Source organism: Microbacterium sp. UMB0228, assembly GCF_002871415.1.
In the GTDB taxonomy this organism is placed as follows: domain Bacteria; phylum Actinomycetota; class Actinomycetes; order Actinomycetales; family Microbacteriaceae; genus Microbacterium.
This window is the reverse complement of sequence record NZ_PNFU01000002.1, coordinates 1-13,427: the sequence shown is the minus strand read 5'-3', so window position 1 is coordinate 13,427 and position 13,427 is coordinate 1. Positions and strand designations below refer to the sequence as shown.

The window sequence follows — 13,427 nt, the reverse complement described above, 5'->3', positions numbered from 1 at the left end:
GCCGCACCCCGCTCATCACTAAGGAAAAGCAATGGCTGGAAAGTCGAGCGGCGACCGCCGCAAGCCGCGGAAGGGCGCGAAGAACGCCGCTCCCGCGAAGTCCATCCGGGTCGGCGTCATCGATTACAAGGATGTCGCCACCCTCCGCAAGTTCGTCTCGGAGCGCGGCAAGATCCGCGCCCGTCGCATCACCGGTGTGTCGGTGCAGGAGCAGCGTCTGATCGCCACCGCGATCAAGAACGCGCGCGAGATGGCGCTCCTGCCCTACGCTGGCGCCGGCCGGTAAGGGGTACTGAGATGGCAAAGCTGATTCTCACGAACGAGGTCGCCGGGCTGGGTAGCGCCGGTGACGTGGTCGAGGTCAAGAACGGGTACGCCCGCAACTACCTCATCCCCCAGGGCTTCGCTACGGCGTGGACCCGTGGTGGCGAAAAGCAGGTCGCGTCGATCCAGGCCGCGCGTCAGGCACGCGCGATCCACGACCGCGACGAGGCTGTGGCCCTGAAGAACACCCTCGAGGGCACCAAGGTGCGTCTCGCGGTGAAGGCCGGCAAGGAAGGCCGTCTGTTCGGCTCGGTGAAGACCGCCGACGTCGCAGAGGCCGTCACGGCTGCGGGCCTCGGCTCGATCGACAAGCGCAAGGTGCACATCCCCTCGCCCATCAAGGCGACCGGTGAGCACGAGGCGACCGTGCGTCTGCACGAGGACGTCACTGCCGTCATCACGCTGCAGGTCGTCGCCGCCAAGTAAAGGCACCCGACGGGCGCACGCCTGTCGAACGGAACGCCCCCTGTCCTCCGGGACAGGGGGCGTTCTGCATCGGGACGAGGTGAGGATCAGGCGACATTTCTCATACGCCGACGCAACATGCTGTGCTGTTGGCTCGATTCCATGGTGACACCACCCCCCTTCCCGACATCCAGAGCGCCCTGGGGCGATGCCGCGAAGGGGCTGCTGATCGTCCTCGTGGTGTTCTGGCACGTCGTGCTGAAGACCTACCTGCAGGTCGACTGGCGGCTCGGTATCCCCCTCCCTGGAGCCTGGGGTCTCGCGAGCGACCTCATCTGGCCGTTCCTCATGCCGTTGTTCCTGTTCCTGTCCGGGTACTTCGCCTCCGCGGCGCTGGCCCGACCGTGGGCCGTCGTGTTCCGTCCCCGCGTCGTCCGCTTCCTCTACCTGTACCTGCTGTGGAGCCTCATCCACGCCGCCGCGATGTGGGCATTCCCGGACTTCCCGACGTTCGTGCCGCGGAGCGTCTCCGCGTTCGTGGAGGGGGTGACGATCAGCCCGCCGAACACCTGGTACCTCTACGCGCTCGCGTTGTACTTCGTCGTCGCGAAGGGCCTGCACCGGCTGCCGCGCGGCGTCCTGCTGGTGGGCTCCGGCATGCTCTCGGTGGCGGTGGCCGCCGGACTGGTCGACGTGGTGAGCAACCGCGGATCGCTCCTCTACAACCTCTTCTTCTTCCTCGGAGGCGCGTACCTCGCGCCGCGCATCCGTCGCTTCACCGCTCGGCCGCGACCCGCACTCGCCGGGGCCCTGATCCTCGGATACCTCGCCGCCTACGCCGTCATGCGCGTGACGGGCACGGAGACCGTTCCCGGGGTGTGGCCGGCCGTGTCCGTCCTCGGGGTGGCGATGGGACTCGCGGTCGCCCCGATCCTCGCGGGCCTCCCTCTGGTCGGGCGGGGCCTGCAGGCGCTCGGCGTCCGGACCCTGCCGATCTACCTCCTGCACATGCCGCTGCTCGCGCTCGCCGACGCCGCGCTCGTGGGCGTGCTCTCCGACGCGGGGCAGGCGGTGCAGCTGATCGCGGCCCTCCTGCTCCCGATCGTGCTCACGGCGGGTCTCGTCGCCGCGTGCATCGGCCTCGATCGGCTCACCGCTCGCGACGGACTCACCTGGCTGTGGGATCTGCCTCGTCGGCGGGCCGCGGTCGACCGCGCGCCTCGCAGAGTCCCCTGGCGGACCCCGGTCGCGGTGCTGGCACTGCTGGGGGTCGGCTTCGCCGTGAGCGCGGCAGCGGCGATCCCCGCTCGGCCGGCCGCGATCGCCGACCGGGACGGAGCCCGCGCGGGAGAGGTGAGCATCGGCGCCGTCGGGGACATCCTGCTGTACGACGCGTCGCACGGAATCCCGGCGGATCGCGGGCGATCGACCTTCGACGAGGTACGCCCCTGGTTCACCGAGGACATCGTCACCGGCAACCTGGAGCAGGTGATCGCGGCGGACACCGGCGTCGACAAGTGCGGCGGGAGCGACCACTGCCTCGCGTTCCGCAGCGAGCCGGATGCCGCTGCGGCGCTGCGCGGCTTCGACGTGCTCAATCAGGCGAACAACCACAGTCACGACTTCGGCCGGGAGGGCGTCGACGAGACGAGGACCGTTCTGCGCGCGGAGGGCATGGACGCCGTCGGGGACCGGAACGAGGTCGTCGTGACGAGGGTGGGGGAGACCACCGTGGCCCTGGTCGGCTTCGCGCCGTATGGGGGATTCAACCGGGTCACCGACCTCCGTCACGTCGGTCAGGTCGTGCGTGCGGCGGCGGAGCAGGCCGACCTCGTCGTCGTCCACGCGCACATGGGCGCCGAGGGACCGGAGGCCGACGCGGTCACCGGGGGGACCGAGCACAGCTTCGGGGAGAACCGGGGTGATCCGCAGGCGTTCGCCCACGCAGCCGTCGACGCCGGCGCCGATCTGGTGGTCGGGCACGGTCCGCACGTCGTCCGGGGTGCGGAGTTCTACCGCGGCCGCCTCATCGCCTACAGCCTGGGCAACTTCGCGGGCGGGGGCGTCTTCGGGGCCGAGGAGGAGACCCGCTTCGGCGCCTACCTGTCGGTCCGTCTCCGTGCCGACGGAACGTTTCTCGGCGGACAGGTCCGCTCGATCCGCTTGGGGGCCGACGGCGGCGCCCCGGAGCCCGATCCGACCGGTCGGGCCGGCGCCCTGATGGACGAGCGCGGCCAGCGGGACTTCCCGGGCAGTGCCGCTGTCGTCGACGCCGACGGGTTGATCGCCCCGCCGTGAGGATAGGCTGCTGGCCATGACGGACGACGTTCGCAACGTGCACGAGGCCCTGTCCACCATCCACGAGCACTGGCAGCCGCACCGGCTGACGAGCGTCAACGACTACGACGTCAAGGTCGTGAAGCTGCAGGGCGAGTTCGTCTGGCACACGCATCCCGAGACCGACGAGCTGTTCTTCGTGGTGAGCGGACGCCTGACGATCCAGCTCCGCGACCGCGACGTCATCCTGAACCCGAACGACGTGTTCGTGGTGCCCCGGGGCGTCGAGCACTGCCCGAAAGCCGGGGAAGAAGTGCACGCGATCCTCTTCGAGCCGAAGGGCACGGTCAACACCGGAGACGCAGGCGGCGACATGACGGCGGAGCTCCAGGAGCTCGGCTAAGCCCCCGCATCGCGTCCCGTGCGTCCGCAGAACGGGCGCACGGATGCCCCGCGGTGGGGGGACCACGGGGCATCCGCCGTTTGCGCGGCGGTCACGCTCGGCAGAGGAAGCGCAGCGAGGGCTGCACCGCACGTGCGGACGCTGCCGCGCACCGGCGGGGGCGAGTCTCCTCCCCCGAGGACATCGCCACCGCCGGGGCTCAGCGCCTACGCCGTGCGACGGCGCAGCAGGCCCGCACCTCCCAGCAGCAGGAGAGCGGCGAGGGCCCACAGCCACGGGGCCGAGGCGCCACCGGTCATCGCGAGGCCGGTGGCCTCACCCGTCGCGGCGGCACCCGCAGCCCACGGCATGCTGGTGATGCCAGCTCCGGTGCTCGGCGTCGTTCCCGGGTTCACTCCGGGGTCGGTGCCGGGGTCGGTGCCCGGGTCGGTTCCGGGGTCGGTGACCGGGTCCGTTCCGGGATCAGTGCCCGGATCCGTGCCCGGGTCCGTTCCGGGGTTCGTGCCGGGATCGGTCACCGTGCTCTCGCCGACGACGGAGATCGCGTTCCCGCCGATCGTGATGGGAAGCGTCACGGGGAGCTCCAGCTGAGTCCCGCCGAGGATGCTGTCGTCGCCGTCGGTGGTGCTGCCTCCGGTCGCGGGTGCGGTCGGGGACGTGGTGCCGCCGGTGGTGCCGGTGACGGTGGCGTCGTCGGTGACGGAGATGGCGTTGCCGGTGACGCCGATGGGGGCGGTCACGGGTGCGACCACCTGGGTGCCGCCGAGGGTGCTGTCGTCGCCGCCGGTGGTGCTGCCGCCGGCCGCCGGTGCGGTCGGGGACGTCGTGCCGCCGGTGGTGCCGGTGACGGTGGCGTCGTCGGTGACGGAGATGGCGTTGCCGGTGACGCCGATGGGGGCGGTCACGGGTGCGACCACCTGGGTGCCGCCGAGGATGCTGTCGTCGCCGCCGGTGGTGCTGCCTCCGGCCGCCGGTGCGGTCGGGGACGTGGCGCCGGTGGTGCCGGTGACGGTGGCGTCGTCGGTGACGGAGATGGCGTTGCCGGTGACGCCGATGGGGGCGGTCACGGGTGCGACCACCTGGGTGCCGCCGAGGGTGCTGTCGTCTCCGCCGGTGGTGCTGCCTCCGGCCGCGGGTGCGGTCGGGGCCGCGGTGCCGCCGGTGGTAGTGCCGGTGGCCTCGCTGTCGCCGAGGACCGAGATGGCGTTGCCGCCGACGGTGACCGGGGCCGTCACCGGGGCGACGACCTGGGTGCCGCTCGCGGTGCCGTCCTCGCCCGAGGTGCTCGACCCGGTCGCGGGTGCGGTCGGGGTCGCAGTGCCGCCGGTGGTGCCGGAGGCCTCGCTGTCGCCGAGGAGCGAGATGGCGTTGCCGCCGACGGTGACCGGGGCCGTCACCGGGGCGACGACCTGGGTGCCGCTCGCGGTGCCGTCCTCGCCCGAGGTGCTCGACCCGGTCGCGGGGGCAGGCGCCGGTGCTGCGGCGCTCTCTCCCTCGGCGGCCGACTCGGAGTCACCGAGCAGCGAGATGGCGTTGTCGGACACGGTCACCGGGGCGTTGACCGCCACGAGAGCCTGGGTGCCCGAGAGCACACCATCCAGGCCGTCCGTGTCGAGGGAAAGCACCCCGGCCGCGTCAGGGGCCTGGGGAGCCGCGCTCTGGGGAGGAGCGGCGGCCGGGGTGCTGGTCGTGGAGTCTTCGGTGAGACTGATGGCATTGTCCGTCACCGTGACGGGAAGGTTCACCGTCACCACGGCTTGGGTGCCGGATGCCGTGCCCTCCGCGCCGCTCGTCTGCGGAGCGGGGGCGGGAGCCGGGGCGGGAGCGGGAGCCGGTGCCGGAGCAGGCGCCGTGGATGCCGCATCGCCGAGCACGGAGATCGCGTTGTCGACGACCGTGATCGGGGCGGTGATGGGCGCTACGGCCTGGGTGCCGGAGAGCAAGCCGTCGTCTCCGGATGTCTCGGCCGCATTGGCGGCTGTCGCGCCGAGCAGGGTGATCCCGCCGGCGATAAGCGTGCCCCAGAGGACGCGCTTCGCGTAGGTACGCATGATGGTTCTCCTGACGTGACTGGTCTGTCTGATGGGATGCACGCGAGGAAGTGCGCGCGCAGCACGGCATCTGTCATCCGGGTGGGATGACGCGACAGTCCGTCAGTCGGGAGAGACGTCGGTGTCGGCGACGGGGGCGCCCGGAAGGGCGTCGTCCCGTGCGCCGGCTGCCCGCTCCCCAGCACGGAGCGGGGTGGCGCCGATCTCGCTGAGGCGAGCGGGGGCGCTGGTGGAACCGCCGGCCGAGGTGGCGGAGGAAGAGGCGGGGGCGGCCGGAGCGGCCGGAGGAGCACCGAGCGGCACCGGAGCAGCGTCACCGGCGCCGGCTTCCGAGGAGTCGGGCGCGGAGACCGGGCCTGCAAAGGAAGCCACGGTACGGAGCGCAGAGTGCTGGCCCGTGCTTGGGGAGGCCGACGGCGCGGGCGCAGGCTCGGGAAGCGCGGCGATCTCGTCGCGCGCCGTGGTCACACCCGCGGGGACGGAGCCCTCCGGGGTCTGCGGTGCGGCCGGCTCGTGTGGCGTGAGCACCTCGACGACCGGCGGAACGGTCTCTTCGACGACGCCGCCGATCAGGCCGGTCGTGCCATCCACGATGCCGACGACGTTCTCGACCAGGTCGATGGCGCCGGAGTCGACGACGATGCCGCCGACCAGCGGAAGGCCGCCGACGAGGTCGAGCACGGGCGCCGTGATCTGTGAGACCGGTGCAGAGCCGAGCACGTCGGTCACGGGCTCGACGACCGTCTCGGTGGTCTCAGCGACCGCCTCGAGCACCGGGGCCGCGGCGTCTCCGACGACCGGGACCTGCGTCACCGTCTCGGTCACCGTCTCGACGACGGCGGGAGCGGCCTCCTGCACGGGAGCGACGGTGTGGGTCACGACCGGAGCCACGACCTCGCGCACCACGGACGCGACGACCTCCTGGACCACCGGAGTCGCCACCTGGTTCACCACCGGAGCCACGACGTCGTTCACGACCGGCTTCGTCACGGCGGTGACGGTCTCGGATACGACCGAGGTGAGGCTGTCGAGCGGACCCTTCGGCTGCTCGTCCGCGTGCGCGGAGCCGCCGCCGGTGAGGACGGTCAGGGCTGCCCAGGCGAGCGCGCCGATTCCACCCCAGAGGACGGCGTGGGGTACGCCGCGTCGGGTGGTCCGAGCGTCCACGTCGTCCTCCCCCTCCGAAGGTCCACGGGTGTGTCGATGGGAGGCAGAATACTCGCGGACCCTCTGTCTGTCCAGGGGCGTTTACATCCGATTCTTCTCGTGTCAGATCGTGACGCGCCCGGCGGATTTCCGGCTTGACTTTCCCCAGGTTCTACACATGCCCCCTCCGGAGGGGAAACCTTCAACGCGCAATTTAAACTCGTTTTCATCCACAGGGTGGGGAAACGGTAAAACCCTGTTCAGGGCGATGAAAAAAGTCCGGTGTTCACACCGTCCACCGGGTTATCCACACCTGTTCTGCACAGACACTCCGAGATTGTCCGCACGCTGTCCACATGGTTATCCACAGGCCGTGTTGCACCGTGTGGAGACCGCTCATAGCGTGGTCGAGCGACCGAATGTCGGGGGCACCTGCTTGTCTGGGGATGGCCGCCGCGCGGCCGCGGTCCCCCGCACCGGCATCCGCGGATGCGCGCGCGGGGCCCGCCTCAGAACCGTCGCATCGAAGGGAACACAGTGTCGATCGCCGACATCTCCGAGGAGCGCCTGGGAGGGCAGCGTCCGCCCGAGCGCACCCCTCCGCACGACCTCCTCGCCGAGCAGAGCGCCCTGGGCGGCATGCTCCTGTCGAAGGACGCGGTCGCCGACGTGATCGAGACGCTCAAGGGCGCCGACTTCTACATCCCCAAGCACGAGCTCATCTTCGAGGCGATCCTCTCGCTCTACTCCCACGGTGAGCCGACCGACGTCGTCGCCGTCACCGACGAGCTGATCAAGACGGGGGAGCTCAGCAAGGCCGGCGGCGCCGACTACCTGCACACGCTCACGTCGATCGTCCCGACCGCGGCCAACGCCGGCTACTACGCCGGCATCGTCTCCGAGCGCGCGATCCTCCGCCGCCTCGTCGACGCCGGGACGCGCATCGTCCAGCTCGGCTACGACGGCCAGGGCGACGCGACCGACATCGTCAACAACGCGCAGGCCGAGATCTATTCGGTGACCGGCTCGGAGACGGCCGAGGACTACGTGCCGCTCACGGTCGCGGTCGACGCCGCGGTCGAGGAGATCGAGGCGGCCAACGGCCGCGACGGTTCCATGACCGGCATCCCCACCGGCTTCCGCGAGCTCGACGAGCTCACCAACGGCCTGCACGGCGGGCAGATGATCGTCGTCGCCGCGCGACCCGCGATGGGAAAGTCCACGCTCGCCCTCGACTTCGCCCGTGCGGCCTCGATCGGGCACGACTTCCCCTCGATCTTCTTCTCCCTCGAGATGGGCAAGAGCGAGATCGCGATGCGTCTGCTCAGCGCCGAGGGGGCGATCCCGCTGCAGAACATGCGCAAGGGAACGCTCGACCCGCGGGACTGGACGACGGTCGCCGCCACCCGCGGCCGCATCAACGACGCCCCGCTCTACATCGACGACAGCCCGAACATGACGCTCGTCGAGATCCGGGCGAAGTGCCGACGGCTGAAGCAGCGTGCCGGTCTGCGCATGGTCATCATCGACTACCTCCAGCTCATGACGTCGGGTAAGCGCGTCGAGTCCCGTCAGCAGGAGGTCTCGGAGTTCTCTCGAAGCCTCAAGCTCATCGCCAAGGAGCTGCAGGTGCCGGTCATCGCACTGTCGCAGCTGAACCGTGGTCCCGAGCAGCGCCAGGACAAGAAGCCCGCGATCAGCGACCTGCGAGAGTCCGGATCGATCGAGCAGGACGCCGACATGGTCATCCTGCTGCACCGCGACTCGGTCTACGACAAGGACGTCCGTCCCGGCGAAGCCGACCTCATCGTGGCCAAGCACCGTAACGGTCCGACCGCGACGATCACCGTCGCCTTCCAGGGGCACTATTCCCGGTTCGCCGACATGGCACCGGGCGGCGACTTCAACTTGTAGGTTCTCGGCGAAGATGGCGGATTCTCAGATGAAGTGGCGGACAAATGGCGGATCCGCCATGTTCCTGAGAACGCTGCATGTAGTCGGACGTGAGGGCGCCGAGTATGCGGGACGAGAGACGGCGACTCTTCCGCAAGATGTCCGAGGTCGGCCGTACGCTGAATCAGCGCCCGCACCCGGGCCGCTGGGGAGAGGTGCTCCATGACGGTTCTCGAGTCTTTCGCTACCCTGCAGTCGGTTGTCGACGCGGATGTGAAGGTCGTGCAGATTGCCCGTGACCGTCGCGACACCTTCACGTCCGCGTTGCTGACCGCGCCGGATGTGAAGGTGGTGTGGGGGTCGGGTTCGCTCGCCCGCAGCACCCAGCTGCAGCCGGTGCATGATGTGGATCTCGTGGTCGAGTTCGATCAGGACGAGCACCCGGACTGGGGCGAGGACGGGGGCTCTGCCGAAGAGGCGATCGAGCGTTGCCATGATCTGGTGAACGATCTCCTCTCCGTGTCCCACGGATCGCGCGCGCAGCTGGTGCGCCTGATCCGCACCGCCGACCGCAATCGCGCCGCGAAGTGTTTCGTCGATCCGCCGGAGCAGGACAACGCGTTCACTGTCGATGTGATGCCAGCGTTGCGACGTCCGGACGGGATCCTGATCCCGTTCAAGAAGGAGGAGCGCTGGTCGCTCGCAGACCCTGAGTACCTCATCAACGAGGTCGCACGGCGGCAGCAGGACTGGTCGTTGTTTCGCCCGCTGGTCCGGGTCCTCAAGTACTGGTCGCGTCAGCATGAAGATGTGACCGGCACGGTCAAGTCGCTCGTGATGGAGGTTCTCGCGTTGGACTGCCTGTCGGTGAGCAACAACCGACCCGAGGCGTTGAAGAACTTCTTCGTCAACGCCTCGACGCACTCCTTGCGCGTTGAAGATCCCGCGGAGCTCTCCGGGTTGATCCAGCCGAGTCTGGACGTGGCCGGTCTGCGCAGGTCCCTAGAGGATGCAGCAGCTGACGCCGTCGCGGCGCTTCGGGCCGTCGCCTCCAATGATCAGCCGGCCGCGACACGTCACTGGCAGTCCGTCTTCGGGACTGCGTTCCCGCTCGTACTGCCTCCCGGTGGAGCGGGAGAGACTGGGCCGCGTCCGGTTCGCGATTCCCCGCAGGGCTGACCTTGATCCTCCGCAGCTGGTGGGAGGATGACCCGGGTCGTCTCGCGCAGGAGATCGACGACATCGGTTCGGTGGCCCCCGCCCTCGAGTGGACGCCCGAAGGTGCCGGTCACTTCAGCGGCGCACTCCCGGTATGGCCATTCACACGACCCGAACCAGCCGGGCTGTCAAACCTCGTCGACCAGCCGCTGCGCGCGCGGGTCGCGTACGGGCACGGCTTCCCCGCGGTCCCACCAATCCTCTACCCTTTGGAACCGCAGCCCGACGTCACCCTGCGAAGCTTCACCCAGTACCACGTGCTCCCCAATGGCGGCCTCTGCCTGCTCCGTGATGCCGACCAGTGGGACCTCTTCTCGCGGACCAGCGATCTGATCCTGAAAGCGTCGGGATGGATGATCGAGTTCGCCCTGTTTCAGCGCGGCAAGATCCCGAACATGACAGTCAACGGCATCGTCACCGACGAGCAACTCGATCACTTGATCACCGCGACCGCGGAAGAGACAGCGTGACCGAGCACAGCGCATGAGTGGCGAGAACTGGCTGGTGCTGTTGCCCACCGAAGCGATGGAGGTCATCGACAAGTCGTACGCGTGGGGCAATCTCACCTGCCGTCTGTCCGCACCGGACAAGGCCGCCATAGTCGTCGCCCTCTCGAACGAAGACTCGGACCTCGTCCATCTCACGGAGGATCCCGACCACTTCCTCACGGTCGCCGACTTCAATCGCGTCGGCCACTGGTACCGAGTGCCGGCGGACGCCGCGTTTTGCGCGTACCTTCTCACCCACCAACACGCGACAATGCCCTTCGACGCCTTCCAGACCCTCGTCCCGCAGGCGATCGCACCGCTTCCCGGCCAATGGCACATCGCCGTGACCTTCTGTCCCGACCCTCCGGAGATCCGCGATGGGGAACGGCTTCCGGCCTGGTCGGCGTGGACGATCTCGAACGACACCGTCCGCCCCATTTCTTTGGACATCCAGGACGGAACCCAGCATGTGACCGCCCTTGGAAGCCTCTGGCCAACCAGCCTCCTCTCGACCTCGCGGGCGCTCCTGCTAGGCGCCGGCAGCATCGGAGGAGCCGCAGCCGAAGCACTCGCAAGCTACGGAGTTGGCCACATCGACCTGGTCGATCCTGACAAGATCCTCTTCCACAACGTTCCCCGGCACGTCCTCGCTGCCGCGAGCGTTGGAATGTCCAAAGTGGATGGATTAAAGGCATCCCTGAACAGGCAGTGGCCGGAAAGCAACATCAGCCCATGGCCCATCGACCTCACCGCCAACGCCAACATCACCCGACCCCTGATTGACGCCGCCGACATCATCATCTGCACCGTCGACGGAGTCGAACCCCGACGCGTCGCAAACTACCTTGCACGCCGTGCGGGCAAACCGATTGTGTTCGCCTGCGTCCTCGCCGACGGCAGATACGGAGAGATTCTGCGCATCCGTGCACTGCCCGAGGTCGGATGCCTCGACTGTCAGCGTCGATACATGCGCGACAACGGAATGATCGATCCCGAACCGAGCCTGGACCGAGGCTACGGGGACGGCACCCGACACAACCCGATGACCGCAATAGGTGGAGACCTTCACCTCGTTGGGAGCATCGCAGCGAAAGTCGCCGTCGCGACTCTCTTGCAAAACGCCGGTGAAGTCGATCAGACCCTCACCGATGACAACCTCGTCATCGCCCTCCGCCCATCACCCGGCTACGCCGCCCCCTTCGATGCGCGACGAGCACTCCACCCGCACTGGTCCTCCGCGACGCCCCCTTACCCGGACTGCCCCGCATGCCATCGCCACCCGTGAGCTGGACCGTCGGTATCACCCAGGGTGCGCTCACATCGATCAGAACGATCATCGCGAGAAGCGACCCCACGCTCGAAACCGGCGGTGCACTCTTCGGACACGAAAACGCCCTCGTCATTACATCCGCCTCCGCACCCGGTCCGAACGCCGTCCACCAACCCGGCTACTTCCTCCGTGACCTCGAATACACCCAACTCGCCGCGGACCGCGCCCACAAGGTCGACCGCTCACAATGGATCGGAGAATGGCACACCCATCCCAACGGTCCGCCAGAACCCAGCCCGCTGGATCTCAACACCTACATCTCCCACCTCGTCGACTTGGAACTTCGCTTCCATCGATTCATCGCGCTTATTGGGTCACCGAATCCCCGCCCGCACCTGAGCGTATGGGTGCTCGCGCAATCGCCAGACGGCATCGAACTCCACCGTGCCGCGCTCGCACTCACAGCAACCGATCAGGGCTCGCGGAACCAGATGCCACCCGGCGAAGCCACTGAAGTCCAACATCGAAGTTGAGGTTTCACCAGTACCGGCCGCTGCCCACATCATTGCTTGAAGCGCCCCGGGTTCGGTGGAGGCTCTCAACTCACGGAGGATGAGAGTCATGGCAGCACCGAAGAAGTACCCGGACGAGTTGCGTGAGCGCGCGACGCGGCTCGCGGTCGAGGCACGACAGGACCCCGCGCGGAAGGCCGGTGCGCTCCAGCGCATCGGCGAGCAGCTCGGGATCAACCCGGAGACACTGCGGGGCTGGGTGAAGCAGGCCGAGATCGACGCCGGGCAGGTGCCCGGGGTGACGACCGCGGAGGCGCAGCGGATCAAGGAGCTCGAGGCCGAGGTGCGGGAGTTGCGGCGGGCGAACGAGATCCTGAAGACGGCATCAGCGTTTTTCGCCGCGGCGGAGCTCGACCGCAAGCTGAAGTAGCCGAGGTGCCGACCGCGGTGCTCGTCGAGTACATCGACGAGCACCGCGACCGGTTCGGGGTCGAGCCGATCTGCCAGGTCCTGCGTGACGCGGACGTCCAGATCGCCCCGAGCACCTACTACGCCGCAAAGAGCCGGCCGCCGTCTGCCCGGGCTGTCAGGGACGCGGAGCTGACCGAGGACATCCGGGTGGTCCACAAGGCGAACCTCGGTGTCTACGGCGCCAGGAAGATCCATGCGGCCCTGAACCGGGAAGGCGTCGAGGTCGCCCGCTGCACCGTCGAGCGGCTGATGCGCGCCGCGGGCATCCAGGGCATCCGGCGCGACAAGACCCGCAAGACCACCTTCGGGGACGGCGCGGAGACCGACCGGCCCGCCGACCTCGTGAAGCGCGCGTTCACCGCGACGGCACCGAACCAGCTCTGGGTTGCGGACCTGACCTACATCCGTACCCACGCCGGGTGGACCTACGCCGCGTTCGTCCTCGACGTGTTCTCTCGCCGTGTCGTCGGCTGGCAGGTGTCCACGTCGCTGCGCACCGATCTCGCCCTCGACGCGCTCGACATAAGTCTCTGGGAGCGCCGCAGAGCGGGGCAGGACATCACCGGGCTGATCCATCACAGCGATGCCGGAGTGCAGTATCGAGCCATTCGCTACACCGAGCGCCTCGCCGAAGCCGACGCCGTCGCGTCCGTCGGAACGGTCGGTGACAGCTACGACAACGCGATGGCCGAGGCGCTGAACTCGTTGTTCAAGGCCGAGTGCATCCGCAACCCGATGATGCGCCCCAAGGGCGGGTGGGCGTCGATCCGCGACGTCGAGATCGCGGTCGCCGAATACGTCGACTGGTACAACCACCGACGCCTGCACGGCGAGATCGGACACATCCCGCCCGCCGAGTTCGAGGCCGCCCACTGGGCATCCCACGAGCCCGTCAGCTACGTTGGAGAACAGGTTCCCGTCGGAGCCGGTCCCAGATAACCGAGCCTCCACGAAACCCGGGGCGCTTCA

At 68.7% G+C, this 13,427-nt stretch carries 12 protein-coding genes and 1 other annotated feature; of the genes, 10 read left to right on the top strand and 2 right to left on the bottom strand.

All coding sequences use genetic code 11. From position 1 onward, the window contains the following. Positions 1-31: 31 nt before the first annotated feature. The 4 genes from rpsR to CJ226_RS04220 all read left to right on the top strand — a co-directional run bounded on the left by rpsR (position 32) and on the right by CJ226_RS04220 (position 3,409). Positions 32-286, top strand: a complete 255-nt coding sequence (gene rpsR, locus CJ226_RS04235; RefSeq protein WP_017203799.1) for a 30S ribosomal protein S18 — start codon at positions 32-34, stop codon at positions 284-286. Positions 287-297: 11 nt separating this feature from the next. Then, on the top strand, positions 298-750 hold the full coding sequence (gene rplI / locus CJ226_RS04230; protein WP_025102814.1) for a 50S ribosomal protein L9: 453 nt from the start codon (positions 298-300) through the stop codon (positions 748-750). 141 nt (positions 751-891) lie between these two features. After that, positions 892-3,027: a CapA family protein gene (locus CJ226_RS04225; protein WP_180964530.1), complete on the top strand. Its 2,136-nt coding sequence runs from the start codon at positions 892-894 to the stop codon at positions 3,025-3,027. A gap of 16 nt (positions 3,028-3,043) precedes the next feature. Next, positions 3,044-3,409 (top strand): cupin domain-containing protein, encoded by a 366-nt coding sequence (locus CJ226_RS04220; RefSeq protein ID WP_102208428.1) that lies wholly within the window; start codon positions 3,044-3,046, stop codon positions 3,407-3,409. Positions 3,410-3,615: 206 nt separating this feature from the next. Here CJ226_RS04220 and CJ226_RS18000 read toward each other — a convergent pair whose 3' ends face one another. Next, on the bottom strand, positions 3,616-5,460 hold the full coding sequence (locus CJ226_RS18000; RefSeq protein ID WP_180964529.1) for a hypothetical protein: 1,845 nt from the start codon (positions 5,458-5,460) through the stop codon (positions 3,616-3,618). A gap of 102 nt (positions 5,461-5,562) precedes the next feature. Continuing rightward, the gene (locus CJ226_RS04210) at positions 5,563-6,627 is read right to left on the bottom strand and encodes a hypothetical protein (RefSeq protein ID WP_102208427.1); all 1,065 of its coding nucleotides are present in this window, start codon (positions 6,625-6,627) and stop codon (positions 5,563-5,565) included. 516 nt (positions 6,628-7,143) lie between these two features. Here CJ226_RS04210 and dnaB point away from each other — a divergent pair. From dnaB to CJ226_RS04180, 6 genes are all read left to right on the top strand, one after another. After that, a complete protein-coding gene (dnaB, locus tag CJ226_RS04205; RefSeq protein ID WP_102208426.1) occupies positions 7,144-8,520 on the top strand; it encodes a replicative DNA helicase in 1,377 nt (458 codons plus the stop codon). 201 nt (positions 8,521-8,721) lie between these two features. Then, positions 8,722-9,678 carry a hypothetical protein gene (locus CJ226_RS04200; RefSeq protein WP_005054599.1) on the top strand — a complete coding sequence of 319 codons (957 nt, stop codon included), beginning with the start codon at positions 8,722-8,724 and terminating at the stop codon, positions 9,676-9,678. Positions 9,679-9,680: 2 nt separating this feature from the next. Then, positions 9,681-10,187: a hypothetical protein gene (locus CJ226_RS04195; RefSeq protein ID WP_005054597.1), complete on the top strand. Its 507-nt coding sequence runs from the start codon at positions 9,681-9,683 to the stop codon at positions 10,185-10,187. A gap of 13 nt (positions 10,188-10,200) precedes the next feature. After that, entirely contained in the window at positions 10,201-11,490 is a 1,290-nt protein-coding gene (locus CJ226_RS04190; protein WP_005054595.1) for a ThiF family adenylyltransferase, read from the top strand. Beyond that, a complete protein-coding gene (locus tag CJ226_RS04185; RefSeq protein WP_052323164.1) occupies positions 11,487-12,008 on the top strand; it encodes a Mov34/MPN/PAD-1 family protein in 522 nt (173 codons plus the stop codon). The genes CJ226_RS04190 and CJ226_RS04185 overlap by 4 nt, the downstream gene beginning before the upstream one ends. 88 nt (positions 12,009-12,096) lie before the next feature. After that, positions 12,097-13,397 (top strand): IS3 family transposase gene (locus CJ226_RS04180; RefSeq protein ID WP_257996511.1). Its coding sequence is split into 2 segments (ribosomal slippage): positions 12,097-12,388 and positions 12,388-13,397, totalling 1,302 coding nucleotides; the frame shifts between segments, so codons are not numbered across the junction. Continuing rightward, positions 12,375-12,527 (top strand) — a sequence feature (AL1L pseudoknot). It overlaps the preceding gene by 153 nt. Positions 13,398-13,427 lie beyond the last annotated feature (30 nt).

Bases quoted from the DNA above. Each gene is read 5' to 3' on its own strand.
- rpsR (WP_017203799.1), top strand. From the start codon at position 32: ATGGCTGGAAAGTCGAGCGGCGACCGCCGCAAGCCGCGGAAGGGCGCG.
- CJ226_RS04190 (WP_005054595.1), top strand. From the start codon at position 10,201: ATGAGTGGCGAGAACTGGCTGGTGCTGTTGCCCACCGAAGCGATGGAG.
- CJ226_RS18000 (WP_180964529.1), bottom strand. From the start codon at position 5,460: ATGCGTACCTACGCGAAGCGCGTCCTCTGGGGCACGCTTATCGCCGGC.
- CJ226_RS04200 (WP_005054599.1), top strand. From the start codon at position 8,722: ATGACGGTTCTCGAGTCTTTCGCTACCCTGCAGTCGGTTGTCGACGCG.
- rplI (WP_025102814.1), top strand. From the start codon at position 298: ATGGCAAAGCTGATTCTCACGAACGAGGTCGCCGGGCTGGGTAGCGCC.
- CJ226_RS04220 (WP_102208428.1), top strand. From the start codon at position 3,044: ATGACGGACGACGTTCGCAACGTGCACGAGGCCCTGTCCACCATCCAC.
- CJ226_RS04225 (WP_180964530.1), top strand. From the start codon at position 892: ATGGTGACACCACCCCCCTTCCCGACATCCAGAGCGCCCTGGGGCGAT.